The organism is Sporomusa sp. KB1 (assembly GCF_007830295.1).
GTDB lineage: Bacteria > Bacillota > Negativicutes > Sporomusales > Sporomusaceae > Sporomusa.
Map to the genome: position 1 here is coordinate 2,873,776 of NZ_VLKC01000002.1, position 17,247 is coordinate 2,891,022.

The 17,247-nt window shown below is 46.2% G+C and carries 17 protein-coding genes; 8 read left to right on the plus strand and 9 right to left on the minus strand.

Features of this window, described 5'->3' with window-relative positions:
* The first annotated feature begins 11 nt into the window (after positions 1–11).
* Positions 12–1,733: a sulfate adenylyltransferase subunit 1 gene (locus SALPA_RS16995; protein WP_255451426.1), complete on the plus strand. Its 1,722-nt coding sequence runs from the start codon at positions 12–14 to the stop codon at positions 1,731–1,733.
* Between the two features lie 300 nt (positions 1,734–2,033).
* Positions 2,034–2,753 carry a DUF421 domain-containing protein gene (locus SALPA_RS17000; protein ID WP_145096588.1) on the plus strand — a complete coding sequence of 240 codons (720 nt, stop codon included), beginning with the start codon at positions 2,034–2,036 and terminating at the stop codon, positions 2,751–2,753.
* 10 nt (positions 2,754–2,763) lie between these two features.
* On the opposite strand, the gene SALPA_RS17005 is transcribed toward SALPA_RS17000, so the two are convergent.
* Positions 2,764–3,183, minus strand: coding sequence for an EamA family transporter (locus SALPA_RS17005; protein ID WP_186451105.1), 420 nt, complete (start codon positions 3,181–3,183; stop codon positions 2,764–2,766).
* A 198-nt stretch (positions 3,184–3,381) separates the two neighbouring features.
* Between SALPA_RS17005 and SALPA_RS17010 the strand changes: the two genes are divergently transcribed.
* The 3 genes from SALPA_RS17010 (at position 3,382) to SALPA_RS17020 (ending at position 5,758) form a co-directional block, all read left to right on the plus strand.
* A complete protein-coding gene (locus SALPA_RS17010) occupies positions 3,382–3,588 on the plus strand; it encodes a DUF1657 domain-containing protein (RefSeq protein WP_145096594.1) in 207 nt (68 codons plus the stop codon).
* Positions 3,589–3,744: 156 nt separating this feature from the next.
* On the plus strand, positions 3,745–4,689 hold the full coding sequence (locus tag SALPA_RS17015) for an acyl-CoA dehydratase activase-related protein (protein WP_145096597.1): 945 nt from the start codon (positions 3,745–3,747) through the stop codon (positions 4,687–4,689).
* Positions 4,655–5,758 (plus strand): hypothetical protein, encoded by a 1,104-nt coding sequence (locus SALPA_RS17020; protein WP_145096599.1) that lies wholly within the window; start codon positions 4,655–4,657, stop codon positions 5,756–5,758. The genes SALPA_RS17015 and SALPA_RS17020 overlap by 35 nt, the downstream gene beginning before the upstream one ends.
* Positions 5,759–5,859: 101 nt before the next feature.
* Here the strand turns inward: SALPA_RS17020 and SALPA_RS17025 are convergent, their stop codons facing one another.
* The 8 genes from SALPA_RS17025 to SALPA_RS17060 all read right to left on the minus strand — a co-directional run bounded on the left by SALPA_RS17025 (position 5,860) and on the right by SALPA_RS17060 (position 13,527).
* Complete coding sequence (locus tag SALPA_RS17025) at positions 5,860–6,141, minus strand: hypothetical protein (RefSeq protein WP_145096602.1); 282 nt, start codon at positions 6,139–6,141, stop codon at positions 5,860–5,862.
* 89 nt (positions 6,142–6,230) lie between these two features.
* Positions 6,231–6,974 carry an ABC transporter permease gene (locus tag SALPA_RS17030; protein WP_145096605.1) on the minus strand — a complete coding sequence of 248 codons (744 nt, stop codon included), beginning with the start codon at positions 6,972–6,974 and terminating at the stop codon, positions 6,231–6,233.
* Positions 6,971–7,774 carry an ABC transporter ATP-binding protein gene (locus SALPA_RS17035; protein WP_222428028.1) on the minus strand — a complete coding sequence of 268 codons (804 nt, stop codon included), beginning with the start codon at positions 7,772–7,774 and terminating at the stop codon, positions 6,971–6,973. The genes SALPA_RS17030 and SALPA_RS17035 overlap by 4 nt, the downstream gene beginning before the upstream one ends.
* 127 nt (positions 7,775–7,901) lie before the next feature.
* Positions 7,902–8,990 carry an ABC transporter substrate-binding protein gene (locus SALPA_RS17040; protein WP_145096608.1) on the minus strand — a complete coding sequence of 363 codons (1,089 nt, stop codon included), beginning with the start codon at positions 8,988–8,990 and terminating at the stop codon, positions 7,902–7,904.
* Between the two features lie 6 nt (positions 8,991–8,996).
* Positions 8,997–9,674 carry a DUF1847 domain-containing protein gene (locus tag SALPA_RS17045; protein WP_145096610.1) on the minus strand — a complete coding sequence of 226 codons (678 nt, stop codon included), beginning with the start codon at positions 9,672–9,674 and terminating at the stop codon, positions 8,997–8,999.
* A 12-nt stretch (positions 9,675–9,686) separates the two neighbouring features.
* Positions 9,687–11,402: an ASKHA domain-containing protein gene (locus SALPA_RS17050; protein ID WP_255451245.1), complete on the minus strand. Its 1,716-nt coding sequence runs from the start codon at positions 11,400–11,402 to the stop codon at positions 9,687–9,689.
* Between the two features lie 5 nt (positions 11,403–11,407).
* Complete coding sequence (locus SALPA_RS17055) at positions 11,408–12,448, minus strand: uroporphyrinogen decarboxylase family protein (RefSeq protein WP_145096613.1); 1,041 nt, start codon at positions 12,446–12,448, stop codon at positions 11,408–11,410.
* Positions 12,445–13,527 (minus strand): uroporphyrinogen decarboxylase family protein, encoded by a 1,083-nt coding sequence (locus SALPA_RS17060; RefSeq protein ID WP_145096616.1) that lies wholly within the window; start codon positions 13,525–13,527, stop codon positions 12,445–12,447. The genes SALPA_RS17055 and SALPA_RS17060 overlap by 4 nt, the downstream gene beginning before the upstream one ends.
* Positions 13,528–13,981: 454 nt before the next feature.
* Here SALPA_RS17060 and SALPA_RS17065 point away from each other — a divergent pair, with 454 nt between their 5' ends.
* The 3 genes from SALPA_RS17065 (at position 13,982) to SALPA_RS17075 (ending at position 17,223) form a co-directional block, all read left to right on the plus strand.
* Positions 13,982–14,269 (plus strand): DUF2325 domain-containing protein, encoded by a 288-nt coding sequence (locus SALPA_RS17065; protein ID WP_145096619.1) that lies wholly within the window; start codon positions 13,982–13,984, stop codon positions 14,267–14,269.
* A 114-nt stretch (positions 14,270–14,383) separates the two neighbouring features.
* Positions 14,384–15,874 (plus strand): nitrogenase component 1, encoded by a 1,491-nt coding sequence (locus SALPA_RS17070; protein WP_145096622.1) that lies wholly within the window; start codon positions 14,384–14,386, stop codon positions 15,872–15,874.
* Complete coding sequence (locus SALPA_RS17075; protein ID WP_145096624.1) at positions 15,871–17,223, plus strand: nitrogenase component 1; 1,353 nt, start codon at positions 15,871–15,873, stop codon at positions 17,221–17,223. The genes SALPA_RS17070 and SALPA_RS17075 overlap by 4 nt, the downstream gene beginning before the upstream one ends.
* The last annotated feature ends 24 nt before the right edge of the window (positions 17,224–17,247 follow it).

Below are 17,247 nucleotides of genomic sequence, written 5' to 3' on the forward strand. Positions count from 1 at the left end.
CTGAATTGGACATGGAAAGAGAAGTACTTAATATAGTTGTTGTTGGACATGTTGATCATGGAAAATCCACAGTGATTGGCAGGCTGTTGTATGATACCCAATCGCTGCCGGAAGGCGCAATTGATCGGGTAAAACGTATTGCCAAAGAAAAAGGAAAACCGTTTGAATATGCTTATTTATTGGATGCTTTTGAAGAAGAGCAAAAGCAAGGTATTACCATTGATACCACCCAGCTGCAATTTCGTACCGAAAAAAGAGATTATGTCATTATTGACGCTCCCGGACATAAAGAATTTCTAAAAAATATGATTTCCGGAGCGGCCAGTGCGGAGGCGGCGCTCCTAATCATTGATGCTAACGAGGGGATTCAGGAGCAATCGAAACGGCATGGCTATTTATTGTCATTGTTAGGAATACAAAAGGCCTATGTTTTAATTAATAAAATGGACCTAATCAATTATTCTGAAGCAAAATTTAATGAAATTAGGCGGGAAATGAATGAGTTCTTGCACAACCTTCACGTCTTTCCCCTGAAGTATATCCCAATTTCAGCTTTTTTCGGCGAAAATATGGTTGCACCTTCGGAGAAAATGCCTTGGTATAAAGGCGAACCTATCCTCAAGGCAATTGACTTGTTTGAAAAGGATAAGGGATTGGAGACAAAACCACTCAGATTTCCTATTCAAGATGTATACAAATTTGATAACCGGAGGATTATTGCCGGGCGGATTGAAACTGGTACTTTACAACTTGGGGATGAAATTTTGATTTCGCCCAGTAATAAACTGACAAAGGTTAAGACAATAGAATACTGGGCTGACAAGGATAAGACTGACAGCATTTATGCCGGAATGTCGGTAGGAATTACGGTGGAAGACGAATTTTTTAATCAACGGGGAGAATTTATTGTTCATCCCAACCAGGCTCCCCTCACTGCCGACACATGTAAGGCTAATATTTTCTGGATGGGAAAAAAGGAATTGGTCAAAGGCAGGGAATATAAGCTCAAGCTGGCGACACAGGAAGTAGAATGCGAGATCCACTCCATTGTCAAGGTCATTGACGCTACTACGCTGGCGACAGTAGAAAATGCCAGCCAGGTTAAAACCAATGATGTAGCGGAAGTAATCATTAGGACCAAAAAACAACTTTGCTTTGACGAATTTAAGAATAATCAACTGACAGGCCGGTTTGTTATTGTTGATGGCTATGATGTAAGCGGCGGTGGTATTGTATCAGGTCTTGTGAAAGAACTGCAGGCAGTAAGCAAGTTGATTGGCAACGGGCTGGAACTGGTGGTTAATTGCTTTGATGATTATTTCTATGTACTTTCCGAAAGCACTGTGAGGAAACTGGACGCCCGGCCCCATACTTTTAGTGTCGGGGATGTTGTTGCGGTGGCGGGAAAAACCTATGAATATCCTGAGGATTTCGATATCATTGATCTGCGGTCTAAGGTGGCTGCTTATATAAGAAAAGCCAGGGTGGTAAATATCGTAAAACTAAATGAATATGTTTTTGCTGGTGTACCTGCTATTGATTCCAAGGGGGCTTATCTAAGGATAGAGACTAAAGAGAATTTTGACGACTTTTTAAATGAGTTTAAGGAAATCAATGATTGGCAGGGTAAACAGGCGTCAAGCTTTACAAATAAGTGGTTTGAATTTACTACGTATCGAAATATCCCGGTTGTGGCAGCGCTGAAAACAGCAGGCCCGGATTATCAGATTTGATCTTTTGCGCAGAGCGAATTAACCCCCAGCAGAGAGCTGTGGGGTTAATTTCATTCTATTATCGAGTTTAACCTCCAAAGTAATCCCTGAATAGAAGGTTATCTTAGTACGCGAGTCAAGACTCCCGCCTCTACAGGCGGCGTTAATTCAGGTAGAGTAGACTCTCCACCTGAATCCCCAATGTTTCAGCTATGCTGAAACGAGTTCACTAGGCTCAATCAATTTCTGTGAATAATAACATATCTTCCTTGCGCTTGGTGCAACCTATACTATGTACGGGTTTACAAAGGAGGAAAAATTATGGAATTGCAGGAATTTCTTCGCGATACTTGGCAGACCTCGCTAGTATTCATAAGTCTACTAATTTTGACTCGAATACTTGGCAAAACGCAGGTCGGGCAACTTACCTTCTATGAATACATTAGTGGTATTACCATTGGCTCGCTTGCTGCCAACATTGCAGCAGCAGATGCTGATAAAGTGTGGAGCCATTTCTATGACCTTATCTTATTTGTAGCACTTACCTACGCAGTAGCAGTGGTTACGCTAAAAAGTCGGCCTCTGCGGAAATTGTTGGATGGATCGCCAACAATTGTGGTAGAGAACGGAAGTATTCTTGAAGAAAACATGCATAACCTGCGCTACGATTTAGATGAGCTGCATGGACAGTTACGCGAGCAAGGGGTCTTAGATCCTGCCGAAGTACAATATGCTATTTTAGAAACTACAGGAAAGTTGAGCGTAATAAAAAAGACTGATTATCAGCCGGTAACGAAAAGTGATTTTAATATTCACTTGCCTGATCCTGTGTTTCCGGTGGAATTAATTATGGATGGAGTAATCATTGAGCGAAATTTACATAGACAAAACCGCTCTGAAGCCTGGCTAAAGCAACAATTAAGCGAGAGAAGCATCCACGACATATCTGAGGTAACCTATGCCGGGATTGACTCTAAAGGGCAACTTTTTGTTAATAGCAAGACTTCCTCAAACTATAGTAGCAAGAATAGTGACGAATAACTTGCCAGGTTTAATCGCCGCATAAGATTATCAGACCGATTGTTACAACAAGTGCGCCAATAAGCTGTCTGAGGGACAAAGGCTGACTCAGAAATAAATAGCCTAAAATAATTGTGACGAGCGGAGCGCAGGACATGAGGACTGCAATCTCATAAACGTCGCCTTTTTCAAGTGCGTAGTAATATGCCAATTCACCTAAGACAGCTGCTAAAAGTGCTTCCATACTGATCATTAACCAGCCGAATAAGGATAAAGCTGTAAATTCAACATAGGTTTTCGTAAGCAGCAGCCAGATACTGACAAGGCCGGTAGCGATAAAGGTTCGGATTACCAGAGTAGTGACAGGATTAATATTGTCAAGGGCGGATTTACCGAATAGTGGTGCCGAGCCCAGGCAAAGAACGGCAAGAAAGGCATATAAGAATATCACAGGTAACCTCCATTTAATCTGTTTTTAAAGTATATGCCCCTGGGCTTAAACTAGTAGCTCAAACTCTATTGTACTCTTTGGGGTAGGTTGGTGCCCATACCCTGGTAATGTAAAACATTTCCACTTATAATCGAAAGCAGTCTGTAAAATAATAGTAAACGGAACAGTAAACTATCAAGTAGGAGGCTAGTGTGAGCTATGACTGTAAAAAAAGACTTAGAGAAGGCTTTAGCTGCTGCTGAATCTGCCAAAGGTACGTATGCAACCTTTGCCGCATCTACTGACGACCAAGGTGCACAGACAATGTTTGAGCAAATGTCTCAAGATATGGATCGTCATATTGCACAACTCAATAGTCGTGTAAGTACTACATCAGAAACCAAATTAAGTAATCAGCAACAATAGCAAAAAGGAGGTAGATAGAACTACCTCCTTTTTCTCCAACTGGAAAAGTTAACTTTCCCTGGATTGAACGACTAAGGCTTCTGCCGGGGTCCTGACGGACTTGGCCCAAGCCCAAGTCTTTTCTTATGCAAACTAAGATATGACAAGGTGAGACAAATGGGTGTTAAAGTTGGAATTCCTGAAGCTTTGCTATACCATGAGTTCGGCAGTTTATGGCTGAACTTCTTTCAGAACATCGGAGTTCCAGTAGCTCTTTCCGGTAAGACCAATAAACAAATTTTAGACCGGGGGATGTCGCTTGCCATCGATGAATCTTGTATACCATTGAAGGTTTACTTAGGACATGTCGAATCCTTATTAACCACCTGCAGTCATATCTTCGTACCGCGCATCGCTCAGTATTATCCGGATAATCACCTTTGTGCAAAACTTGCCGGTTTACCGGATATCGTGCAAAATACGTTTAGGTTGGCTAATGAGAAGTTACTTAGTCCTAATATTGAAAATAGCTCCACTGCTACAATAGCAAAGGCCGTTCACACTATATGCCGGCCGCTGGGATTGTCTGATTTTACCGGATATCAGGCCTACCGCCAGGCCGTTAAACAATGGAAGAATACTATCCCGATCCAATCTGTCCACCCGGCAAAGGCCAAAATCGCGATTATCGGTCATAGTTACATAATAAAAGATGTTTTCTTCAATAGCGATATTGAAAACTTTTTTAAGTCCCAGGAGGTAGAGCTTATTATCTCCAGTGATTTGCCAAACAAAAGACTTTATGAGGAAGCGAAAGCCTTTCAGCAGGATATTTATTGGCAGTTGTCAATGAAAATCGCCGGTGCTGCCCGGTATTTCTGCGGACAAGAAGATATTGCAGGTGTTATTATCGTGTCAAGCTTTGGCTGTGGTCCTGACTCGCTTGTTAACGAATATCTGGAGCATCATATTTTTAAACCAAGCAATAAACCACATATGGTACTTACTATTGATGAACATACCGGCAATGCCGGACTTATTACGCGAGTGGAAGCCTTTTGGGATATGGTAGCAAGGAGGTTAAAGCTTGAAGGTAAGTTACCCGCAGATGGGCTATCTTAGTATACCGGTCTACAACATGCTGACAAACCTTGGTGTTGAAGTTGTTGAAGCTCCGGCAATTTCCCGGAAAACGGTTGAATTGGGTTCAATGTATTCGCCGGAAGGTGTATGTTTGCCTTATAAAATGAACATGGGTAATTTTCTGGAGAGTATTGACAAGGGTGCAGATACATTTGTAACCATGTGTGGTGCGGGAAAATGCCGCTTTGGGTTTTATAGTGCCGTACAAAAAATTCAGCTTTCCAAGACTAAAGATGTGGGATTTTACACCATTGATACCAACCATCTCCTTACCGGGTTATATCATTTTTTACAAAATGTGGCTCCAGGGGTTAGTCGCTTGGAGATAGTAAAACAACTTACTATGGCAATAAAAACACTAAAAGCTCTTGATGCCATAAACAATGCCAAAAATTTTTATGGATCACGGTCTGCTACGCCGGATAGTATCATTGATATAGCGAACCAATCAGCTGGAGAGTTTCGTGATTGTCGCGCTTTTAGCGATGTTAAGGATAAACAAAATCGGGTTATTCAATTGATAAAGTCAATGAGTGAAGAGGATGATAGCCAACCGCCGAAAGTTGGCTTAGTTGGAGAATTTTATTTGTTGCTTGAGCCGTATGTCAATTATAGAGTGGAAGACGTATTGATTAAACAAGGGATAGAGGTTAAAAAGTTGGTTAATACAGGGGCGTGGGTCTATGCCAATACATTATTGAGCTCCCTGGGGCTATATAATGAGGAGCGCGCGTACCAGAAGCAGGCCCGGCCCTATCTTAATCATCATGTTGGCGGTGATGGGCTAAAATCAGTAGGGAGTGCGTTATGGTGCGCCCAGCACGGTTATGACGGGATTATCCATGTATATCCTTTTGGCTGTATGCCTGAAATAGTAGCTCAATATGCACTCAAAAATATTGCGCAGGACTTTAATTTGCCCTTACTGTCATTAAGTGTTGATGAACACGCCAGCAATGTTGGTGTTCTCACCAGACTGGAGGCATTTGTTGACTGCATCAAACGAAAGAAAAAAAGTGTGAACAAGACGGCAGCGCATTCCTCGTAAAGGGATATGCTGTCGTTTCGAATATATTTACATATACCAAAATCAAAGAGTGTCATTTGAAGGCAGTGATCCATATTATGTAATAGCCGTGACTTTCTTACTTACGGCAATTTCATAAGAGGGGATGAGTATAGTGCCAAGAGATGACTGGGAGTTTCCCGAAATTGAGGAATGGGATGCAGAAGAATATGAGGAAGCGGAATCCAACGATTTTCGTCAATGCTTCCCATTTGGTTGTTCTCCAAGGTTTTGTAATCCGCGACGGTTTTGTTTTCCCCGTCAGTGCTTCCCCAGATTCTGTTTTCCCCGTCAATGCTTTCCACGCCAATGTTTCCCGCGCCAGTGTTTCCCGCGTCAGTGTTCCCCCAGATTCTGTTTCCCAAGACAGTGTTTTCCTCGTTGATAAGAGCAGAAAGAGACCAGTGCCTGCGACCTGGTCTCTTTTTTGGGAGGGTTAAGTCTTAATTATGCATTACTTCCGCCAGCGCAGCAGGTAGCTGGTCAGCCGGTGATATAAGGTCATTATTGTCAGCACGACTGCACCGATGACAATAATCCCGGCAACGACTCTTGGATAATCAGCAAAGTCGGAGAAATATTTTACATACCAGCCCAGGCCACTGGTGGCGCCAATCATCTCGGCTGCTGTTAATAGGATAAATGCCAACACCATACTGATAGCACCGCCGCTGACGATATGAGGCATAGCTCCTGGCAAGAGAATCTTAGTAAGCATGGATTTTTTGCTGACACCGATGGTTTTGGCAGAATCAACAATACCCTTTTCCAGGGCTTCTACGCCAGCGATCGTATTCATGAATAATGGCCAAAAAGCGCCAATAAAGATGATAAAGATGGAGGATTGTGTAAAAGTCGGTAATATGGCAATGGCATAGGGAATATAGACAATAGGCGGGATGGGTCCCAGGACATTGGTAGCCGGTTCGATAGCCAGTCGCAGCCGCCGGTTCCAGCCAACAATGAGCCCCAGGGGGATGGCGAGCAGCGCTGCCAGGGTGCAGCCCCAGAATAACAGCGTAAAGGAACTGAGCAGACTTTTTAAAAATACCTGACGGTCTTCGACAAGCAGGCGAAGAACTTGTATCGGCTGTGGGAAGAGCTGAGGATCGAGCAGTTTTAACCAGGCGGTACTTAGCTGCCACAGCAGCAGGATAGCAATGCCTAATAACAAGCGGTCGCGGCTGGTCTGACTCATATGCCGGCGCCTCCTTCCACTTGTTGGAGTTCTGCTAGAATTTCTTTTTGCAGCAAGGACAGGATTTCGTTGCGCAGTTCAATATAACGGGGATCTTGCACCAGGAAAAAACGCCGCCGGGGCCGGGGGAAGGGAACATCAATGATCTTCTGGACTTTTCCCGGACCGGGAGTAAACACCGCAATGCGGTCGGCAAGATACAGGGCTTCGTCAATATCATGAGTGACCAGAAATACTGTTTTTTTGTTACCATCACCAGCCCATAGCTTGAGCAGCAGATCTTGTAAGCTTACCCGGTTTTTGGCGTCTACCGCGCCAAAGGGTTCATCCATAAGATAGACCGGGGCATCAAGGGCAAAGGCCCTGGCGATGGCTACCCGCTGACGCATGCCGCCTGACAGTTCACTGGGATATTTATGGCTGTAACTGCTGAGACCGACCATATCCAGCAACTTTTTGGCTTGTTCACCGGCAGCTTTACCTGTCGCCCGGCCTGATTCCTCAAGGGCAAAGATGATGTTATCAAGGGCTGTCATCCAGGGGAACAGAGAGTAGTCTTGAAAGACAACAGCCCTGTCCGGGCCGGGGGCAAGAATCGGGTGGTCATTTAATGTAAGCAGGCCGCTTGTGGCTGGTGTCAGTCCGGCCAGCAGGCCGATGGTTGAGCTTTTGCCGCAACCACTGGGACCGACTACTGCTAAGAGTTCACCCTGGTTTATGCTTAGTGATAGGTTTTCTACGGCCGGACGCTCGTCGCCCGGATAAGTAAGAGAAACAGATGCAAGATTCAGTAAGGCCACAAGCCATCCCTCCGTTTCGATTATCTTAGTACGCGAGTCAAGACTCCCGCCTCTACAGGCGGCGTTAATTCAGGTGGAGCAGACTCTCCACCTGAATCCCCAATGTTTCAGCTATGCTGAAACGAGTTTACTGATTGTTTATTACAAAGTCTTTAGCCAGCTTTTGATAGGTACTATTCTGTGGGTCCCGCTGTTGCAGCTGGTCGAGGGCCGTTTTGTAAATTTCTGTGTTTACATGCTTGGAAATATCAATGTCACTTTGAATATAACCGGCGGTCTTCATAGCTTCCCAAAAGGCGATAAACCCTTTTTTGTCAGGATCAGGGATGCTGTGGATGTGACCGCTGTAGGTGGCTTTTCTGAGTAATTCCCGGTCTAGCTTGACATATTTACTCGCGATATCAAGGGTTTCTTCCTGGTTATTGATATAGAAGTCATAGGCGCGAATGCTGGCGCGGGATAAGCGGATATAGGCTTCTTTGTTATCTTTGATTTTATCTTCGAGCGCGACTACCCGGCAGCATACATGTCCCGGCATGTACTCAGAGGACCAAGAGACGATTTGTAAGCCCTGTTGTTCGGCCATTTCAGAAAAGGGAACCCATACAAGGCCGACATCAGCTGCTCCTTTTTTAACAGCCTCAAGTACAGCGGCAGGAGAATCAAGCTCTTGGATGGTGACTTGTGTTTTCCAGTCAATACCTGCCTTGGACATGGCTGCTCGCCAAACAGCATCACCGGTTGCCAGGCGAACAGTAGCAACCTTTTTACCGACAAAACCCTGCAGATTGGAATACTGCTGGGCATTTTCCGGTTTGGCTACAACAGCATGGCCTTCACTTTGCATACCGCCGATATCGACAAAGGGAGTTCCTTTCGCGATAAAGACTTGGGGAGCAGAGGTACCAAAGGCGCCGGCGTCCAGTTTGCCGGCTTTGATCGCATTGAGACCTTCCCCGGAGTTAGTAAACTGAAATAGCTCAACATCAAGGCCCTCTTGCTCGAAGAACCCTTTCTCTTTGGCAACAAACGACAAGATATCGCCTACAGCAGGCAGATAACCAATTTTGAATTTGATTTTATCAGTGGGGGTGGTTGATTGTGCAGCCGAGGGTGTTGCTGACTGCTCAGCCTTTTGTTGACCGCAGCCAGCAAGTAGTAGGCTAAAAACAAGAGCAATGGTGAGGCTGGCGATAAGTAGACGAGGCTTGCGCACTGAGTATCACTCCTTTTCTTCCTGCAAGAGGCGTTTATAATAGAAACCACTTGTATAGAGCGCCGCTGCCGGATTATGCCCTAATACCCGGTCCTTGGTTATGAGAGTTGTGACAGGGGCGTTAGAATGTTTGATAAACAAGGAATCATGACCAACGCAGAGTCCGACGATAACATTGAGGTCAGTTGCGGCCTGATTCAAGAGGCGAGCCTGAAGAATAGGATTGCAGAGGGATTCATGGCAGCCTTTCTGCACTTTATATTCGGCTGGCACGCCAATTTCGGTTTTGTCAAGAGAACCTACTTTGCATATGACGCTGTAGCTCTCAAGACCTTTAGCGGCAAGGATCTTTGAAAATACCCGCGTTTCTTCAATAAGGCCAATGCAGGTGGCAATGCCAATTTTTTTGGCGCCAATTCGTTTAGCAAATGCTATGATTTCTTCTACTCGTGTGAGCTTGCCATAGTACAAGCCTTCGATTTCAGCCGCTGCCAGTGCCATCTGGCGGTCAGGGCCTTCTTCCGTGTAGATAGTTTTGACTTTTTCAATTTCAGCGTCAATATTGGCATCGCCGCGTGAGGTTACAGTCAGGCAAAAGTCAGGGAACCGCTTGTCACGGCGATAGCAATTTAGTTGATGGCAGTCGGCGCAGCTAAGGCGCTCAGAAGCTTGTTGATCACTCATGAAAATACCTCCTTAGAAATTCAGGCAGTTAATAAAAGTTTTATCAAAGTCGCTATAGGTGGCTAGCTCTAACACTTCCACCTGTTTTACCAGGTTAGCGATCATTTGGCGGGAATCTTGATTTAATAGCAGGGCCTGACCGCCTGTTTTGGCAGTGTTGCCGAGAAAATCGATTTTTCCTCTAAAGGCCTCAGGCAGCATACCGATGTTGATCAGACTGTCGGCATTAAGGTGAAATCCAAAAGAACCGGCGATAAATACGCGGTCAACTTCGGTAGTACTTAGTCCATTGGCATCAAGCAGACATTCAATGCCTGCCCGGATGGCTCCTTTGGCCAGCTGTACCTGGCGAATATCTTTTTGCGATAAATAGACGGTTTGGTGGATGGCAAATACGGTTTTGCCATTTTCCTTTTTTAACCGCCGCTGCAAAGGGTGAGTATGATTAGTTTCTGTTCCAGCAAATTTTCCTGTCTTATTGATTAGTTTGGTTCTGACAAGCTCACCAACAATGTCAAGCAGGCCACTGCCGCAGATACCAACAGCCGGAGTGTCGGCAATGGTTTTTACGTCCACATCCCCGCTGTGTGCTACTTTGAATTTTTCAATGGCCCCAGGGGCAGCTCTCATGCCGCAGGCGATGTTCATGCCTTCGAAGGCCGGACCGGCAGCTGTTGAGGTTACTGAAAGGCGACCGTTAACCGCCAAGGCCATTTCACCATTGGTGCCAATATCGACAAACAGTGTAGTGCCTTCAAGATTGGCTAAGTCTGCAGCTAAAATTCCGGCAGTGATATCTGCTCCCACATAGGCCGACATAACTGGCGGCAGGTAGACTTGGGCAAAGGGAGCGGCAGTAAGGCCGATAGCTGCTGCTCCATGATAGCTGTTACCCCAAAGAACGGGTGTGTAGGGGAATTTCCCCAGCGAAGCAGGATTGGTATTCATCGCCAGATGCAGCATGCAGGTATTGCCGCTGAACACGATCTCATAAATGCTTTGTGGCTGGATGCCTGTGGTTTGAGTCAGTTGGCTAATCATGCTGTTGATAGCGCCAATAATCTCAGTGTAGAGAGTTGCCAGGCCTTCAGGGGAATTTCCCAGCTTGATGCGGGATAAAACGTCTTGGGCATGCAGACTTTGCGGATTGAGCGCTGATACGGCAGAAAGTTCCTGGCCGGTAGTAAGGTCAAATAATGCCATTACCAAAGTAGTTGTGCCAATATCAACAACCAGACCATGGGCAATAGCTGCAGTATTTCCCGGTTCTGTTCCCAGTACTGATTTGCCTGCCAATACTAAAGTTTGGCTATTGTCAGGCAAATACTGTTTGGTTATGTTGGGAGCAAGGGTTACAGCCAGCTGTTGTCCCTGACTTAAGATTTGTACATTGCTTTTATCCTGACGCTCAAGGACGAAGATATCGATTACATCAGTAGCCAGGGTTTGCCCTTGAATTTCAGTAGTGCAACCGAGAAAGATGCCTTGACTGATTTCTTCCGGCGATAATGTGTGGTGGCAACCGGGCAGAACCAAGAGTGCTTCAGGGGGATATGCCGGAATACGAACTTTGCATTTGCCGCAAGTACCGGCACCGTTGCAAGGGGATTCAACCAAAACACCGGCAGCTCTGGCGGCAGCTAGAACGGTAATGTTGTCCTGTGCTTCAAAGGAAACGGCAGTGGCTGCCGGTTGGCTGTTATCCTGCCAAAAGCGTAGTATGGTCACAAAGCTTACACCCCTTCTTTCGCAAAATTGGTCTTGACCGCATGGGTCATGGATTGGATATTGGCTAAGGGGCTGGAGGTGCTTAACCCGCAGGCTGGGGCAATAATATTAATGCCCTGGGCCAGTAGGTTTTTGGTTTGTACGGCCACTTTTTCAGCAGGCCCTAGCTCTAAGAGATAGGTACTGACATTTCCCATAGTGGTAAGTTGGGGGAATTCGTCTTTTAGCCGCTTTAAGTTGACTATGGCATCTGTACTGACGGCGTTGGCTTCAAGAGTGGAAATTAACGGTTTTACACTATTTAAATTGCCGCAAATATGAACGATAACCGGCACTCCTTTTTCGTGGACAGCTGTGATGAGCTTGTTAAGATAAGGTACGGCATATTCGGCAAACATCTTCGGGCCAAGGATTTCTCCGGTTGCGGTTGGATCACCAATTTCGATGACTGTAGCACCATGCTCAATTAGCTTATCGGCAAAGCCGATGAGCAGCTTGGTTACATAGTCGAATACCCGATGAGCATTTGCCGGATCTTTGCGTAAATCTTTTAAGAATTGTATTGGATCAACAATAGAGGCAGCTGTACTCACCGGGCCAGTCAGACTGCCAATAACAGGAATGTCAGGGTATCTTGCGGCTAAAAGCGAAACAGCCTGGCAGACTACCGGTATCCGGCCGGAATTCAGCATGGTTGGGATATCTTTGTATTCCACCCTGGCGGCAGCGGCAAATACCTCACGGCTTATTTTGGGTTCGCATTCCAAGGTGCCTAAATCAATCTCGCTGCCCAGGACTTCGGCTTCTACGGTCATGCAAAAAGGAAGACCAAAGTTTTCAAACCCAGTGAGGTTGTGTACGGCATAAGCCAGATCGGCCATTAAAGCGGCATCCGAGTGGCCGGCAGGCAGGGTTTGCCCGCTGCTTTTCATGACATCGACAATGGCGGCATTCATCATACCGCCAGGGCAGATAACCGGGGGGCGGTCTGTTTGTTGTTTATTTAATACTCCTAGTAAGCGGTCTTTTTCGTTTACCACTGTCACTTAGACCACCTCTGTTCCAAAAGATTCAATTTCTCTTCGGTGATGGGATAGCCAATTTCGCGGACAGCGTCAAGCATGGCATCAATGTTGGCGAAGGGTGTTTCCGTAGGCAGACTGCAGCCAGAAGCTACAATATAGCCTTTTGGATTGTTATAGGCTTCGCGAACACCGCTAAGCACAGCCAGACGAACATCAGCCACGGTGCCTTGCAGCATGATTTCGGAGGGCTTAACATTTCCCATCAATCGCAGCCTGCTGCCCACTTTCTCTTTGGCCTCGGTGAGACTAGCGGCATTATCAATACTGATACAATCAGCACCGGCATCAGCCATCTGCTCCCACACCTTGGCGGTTTTACCGCAGATGTGCAGGGTTACTCCTTTGCCCCGGGAGTGAATATAGTCAATAAGCTCCTTTAGATAGGGGAGAGAAAAATCTTTGAATTTCTGAGGGCTGATAATGGTTGCAGAGGACATGGGATCAGTCAGGCTGGGGGTGCAGCCAGTATCAATAATTGCTTTAGCATAGGTAAGGCAGGTTTCCAGTGACAGGCGGCATAAGCGATGGACAGCCTCCGGATTCTTGGCAACAAGCCGGGCCAGATTTTCGGCGCCAATGAGAAACGATGCAGTGGTAAAGGGGCCGGTAAGTGCTCCGGTGACGGTTACTTCTTTGCCTACTTCAGCTACCGCGATTTTCATGGCTTCCAGTTGAACAGGCAGATGGCCGTCCTTATAAGGGTCTGCTGGCTTCAGGTTATCAATCTGGCTTATATCGGTCAGGGCCGGTTTGTCCAGATAGGCTGTTTCGTCTTCCGGATAGTGAATGACGGCGCCCATGGCTTCGGCCTGCCCGTAGAGGTCGGTAAATATGCGGATGATATCATAGCCAAACCGCCGGTAAGCGGCAATCTGGGCTTGCGCCAGTAATTTTCCACTTGTTGGCAGCTCACTGACTTTGACGCCAATAACCCGCGCCGCTGTGTTGCCCACAATGGGGACACATGGCAGACGATCAATGGGATCTCCTTGATTGTAAGCTGTTAATCGTTCAATTGGTGTCATTTGGTCTTTAGCCATTTGACGCCACCACCTTTGCTATTCTCATTTTTCCGTACTCCTTTCAGTGCGCTAATTTATTTTAGGAAAAACAAAAAAAGGCCAAAAGAAACGGCTCGTTTCTTTTGGCCTTCAGTGTATCTGATCAGCCTAAAATGAAATTGATGTACTGCAATTATATGATAAGAAGTGAAAAAGTGTCAAGGGTTAATTTTAAAGTAAGCCCTCAATAAATTTCCTCAGGGGTTGACACCTCTTTAGCTGTATGCTACTATAAGTCTAATATTTGAGAATATAGACGCTGACCGGAACACCGGAGGCAATCATTGGCTGCTGAGCAGTCTATGATTGCCTTTTCTTTATTTAAAAATGGACAATTGCTGACTGGAAAGTACCGGAGGCAACTGATATCTACATTGTAGAGAATCCAGTTGTCTTTTTATTTTTGAATAACTAATAGTAAGGGGATGAGAATATGACGGCTTTGGTTATCGGCGCAGATTATTTAGGAGCAATTGAACAAAAAATGCGGAGTATGGGTGTAACTGAAATCGCTCATATTACTGGTCGAAACCCTGGTGAGGTAAGAAAGATGAATATACCAAAGGCAGCAGCTTTCGTGTTGGTCTTTACCGACTATATCAATCACAATATGGCTAAAGCGATCAAAAGCCATGCCAAGGCCCACTCAGTTCCGCTGATTTATGCCAAGCGTTCATGGTGCGCTGTTGAACGCAAGTTGACCGGGCTTGGCTTACGGTAGTGAGCTCGTTTCAAAGGGGATTCAGTGAAATATATAAAGGAAGATTCTAAGGACAAAGAGGTTGTTTGTCAATTTGAAGTGATTATGTGGTGAGATAAGGGAGAGGATGCAACAGTGAGTTATTTTGAGCTGAAAGAACCGCCCCGCCGGGAAGACCGGTTAAAAGCCTGCATTGCCCATGGAGCGGCATTAGGTGAGGTAGCCGGCCGCGGTTTGCAGTGTTGTCAGCCAGGCAATGAACGCAGCTTTACGCAAAATTCCATTTGTTTGTTATTACCTGCCCTGGGGACGATGAACAGCATTCCCAATAGTGTAGTACTCATGCATGGCGGTTTGGGCTGCGGTTCATCCAGTCATTGCGGTAATGCTGCTGTTCGCGGCGGTAATAACCAGCGTTGGGGTGTGGTTAAGGATGGCCGCTGGCTGTCAACAGGCTTGACTGAATCTGATGTTATCAGCGGCGGTGAACCCAAACTAGCGCAGGCGATTATCGAGGCCGACCGGCGTTACCGGCCTGCTGTAATTTTTATCGTTGCCAGTTGTGTGCCTGGAATTATTGGTGACGATGTGGAGAGTGTGGTTGAGCAGACGCAGCCGGAAGTTGTAGCAAAACTATTGCCGGTACATTGCGAAGGCTTTAAGACAAAAATTTGGGCTACTTCTTATGATGCCATATATCATGCAATTGGCCGGAATTTACTGACAGATAATGAGCAGCCGGCAATAAACAAAGAAAAAACCGGCATTACCGTCAATTTGATGAATGTATCATCTATGGGGCGGCTTGATGAACTGGAGCTTGAGCGTCTGTTAAATGAATTGGGAATTTCGGTCAATATTTTCCCGGTTTTTGCTGATCCTGACGGGATGCAGCGCATGACAGAAGCCGATTTATCAATTAGTACTTGCCCGACACATGATGATTATATGCTTACCTATTTAAAGGAAAAATATCAAGTGCCATTTATCATCAGACATATGCCGATTGGCATTGAAAATACCGGCAAGTGGCTGCAGGATGTGGCTGATTTCTTTGGCCTTGGTGAGCCAGCGCGCGCCTTGATTGCGCGGGAAGAAGCCGATTTGGCGGCTGCGCTGGCGCCGCTTAAGCCGATGTTCATAGGTAAAAAGGCGTTTAGCAGTGCTGGCGAGTTCCGGGCACTTTCCACAGCCATACTGCTGGCCGAACTGGGCTTTGAGATTGTAGGTATCCGGGCATTTCATCATGATGAATTTGCCGAAGTAGAATATGAAAAGCTGGTACGGCTTGTCGGCAAGGATTTGCCGCTCAATATTGCCAATTGCCAGCCGTTTGAAGAAGCCAATTTGCTGCGTAAACTAAAACCAGATATTTATCTTGGTCATATGAATGGCAATAGTACAGCCGCTAAACTCGGTATTTCCACTCATGTTATTTATAATTCCGGTTTGCATTATATCGGCTATAAGGGCGCCTATGAGCTGGCCAGACGCTTATACCGCCAAGTAAGAAATCCCCGCTTTAATACCAATCTCAGCCAGCATGCCGTTTTGCCCTATAAAGAATCCTGGTATCAGCAAAATCCATTTAAGTATATTAAAACGGCAGGCGGTGACAACGAATGAGCAATTATAAATTTATTGAAAGACCCCGTTATACCTGCGCTTTGGGCGGAGCTATCGCTACCGTGAGCGCTTTGCCGAAAGCAGTGCCGATATTGCACGCACCGCCAGGCTGCGCCAGTAACTTTACCTGGACACAGGCCGGTGGTTCCGGGCTGCAGGTCGGTGGTTATTGCGGCGGGCTGAGCATGCCTGGCTCTAATGTCCAGGAACGAGAGGTTGTCTTTGGCGGTGTTGAGCGGCTGGAAGAAGAAATCAGGAATATGTTCGACGTTATGCAAGGGGATTTGTATGTTGTTATTACCAGTTGTGTTACCGAGGTCATCGGCGATGATGTCGGATCTGTAGTCAGGCCTTTGCAGGAACAGGGTGTTCCTATTTTCTTTGCGGAAACTGGCGGCTTTCGCGGTAACTCCTATCAGGGGTATGATTTAGTGCTGCAAAGTTTATTTAAGGATTTTGTACAGAAAACGGATAAAAAACAGCCGCGTTCAGTAAATTTATGGGGAATTACTCCTTTTATCGATGTTTTCTGGCGCGGAAATATAGCGGAAATCCGGCGTTTGCTGGAAAAGCTGGGCTTGACGGTAAACAGCTTCTTTACTGTAGATGACAGTGTGGATAGAATCCGCGAGGCCGGTAGTGCGGCGTTAAATATTGTGGTGTCAGAAGTTGTTGGCCAGGGTGCGGCTCAGGTGGCAGAGGAGGTTCATGGTACGCCCTATTTGTCTGCAACACTACCGGTTGGGCCGACAGCTGCCAGCGCGTTTTTACGTCAGGTTAGGGAAGCATTGTATCTGGACGCTACGTTGGTGGAAGAGGTAATTCAGTATGAGACAAAGCGGTATTACAGCTTATTGGAACCGCTGGCTGATGGCTTTAATGATATAGATTTGCAGCGGTATGCCGTAATTATTGGCGATACCAATTATGCGGTAAGTCTTACCCGCTTTTTGGCCGACGATTTGGGGTGGCTGCCGGAGGTTGTGGGTATTACCGATATTTTGGAGGAAGAACAGCAAGAACAGATTGCCGGCCAGTTAAGCAGATTAGCAAGCGACTTAGCTCCGGAAGTGGTTTTTCACACCGATGGCAGTGTGATTGCTGATGCGGCGCGTACCCATTGGCGCAAGAAGCAGCCGCTGGCCGGCAAATACACAAATCCCTTGAGCCCGTCCTTTGTCATCGGCAGCGCTCTTGACCGTGAACTGGCCATGGATCTAGGCGCCGGGCATTTAAGTGTTAGTTTTCCTATTGCCAACAGGGCAGTTATCAGCAGGGGCTATGCCGGCTTTAATGGCGGTTTAACACTTATCGAGGATCTAATCAGCACAATTATTATCGGCAGGTGATGATTGTAAGGGGAGATGAGGAGA

Excerpts from the sequence above, each read along its gene's own strand:
- SALPA_RS16995 (WP_255451426.1), top strand. The coding sequence starts at position 12 with ATGGAAAGAGAAGTACTTAATATAGTTGTTGTTGGACATGTTGATCAT.
- SALPA_RS17030 (WP_145096605.1), bottom strand. The coding sequence starts at position 6,974 with ATGAGTCAGACCAGCCGCGACCGCTTGTTATTAGGCATTGCTATCCTG.
- SALPA_RS17015 (WP_145096597.1), top strand. The coding sequence starts at position 3,745 with ATGGGTGTTAAAGTTGGAATTCCTGAAGCTTTGCTATACCATGAGTTC.
- SALPA_RS17000 (WP_145096588.1), top strand. The coding sequence starts at position 2,034 with ATGGAATTGCAGGAATTTCTTCGCGATACTTGGCAGACCTCGCTAGTA.
- SALPA_RS17045 (WP_145096610.1), bottom strand. The coding sequence starts at position 9,674 with ATGAGTGATCAACAAGCTTCTGAGCGCCTTAGCTGCGCCGACTGCCAT.
- SALPA_RS17075 (WP_145096624.1), top strand. The coding sequence starts at position 15,871 with ATGAGCAATTATAAATTTATTGAAAGACCCCGTTATACCTGCGCTTTG.
- SALPA_RS17060 (WP_145096616.1), bottom strand. The coding sequence starts at position 13,527 with ATGGCTAAAGACCAAATGACACCAATTGAACGATTAACAGCTTACAAT.
- SALPA_RS17065 (WP_145096619.1), top strand. The coding sequence starts at position 13,982 with ATGACGGCTTTGGTTATCGGCGCAGATTATTTAGGAGCAATTGAACAA.
- SALPA_RS17010 (WP_145096594.1), top strand. The coding sequence starts at position 3,382 with ATGACTGTAAAAAAAGACTTAGAGAAGGCTTTAGCTGCTGCTGAATCT.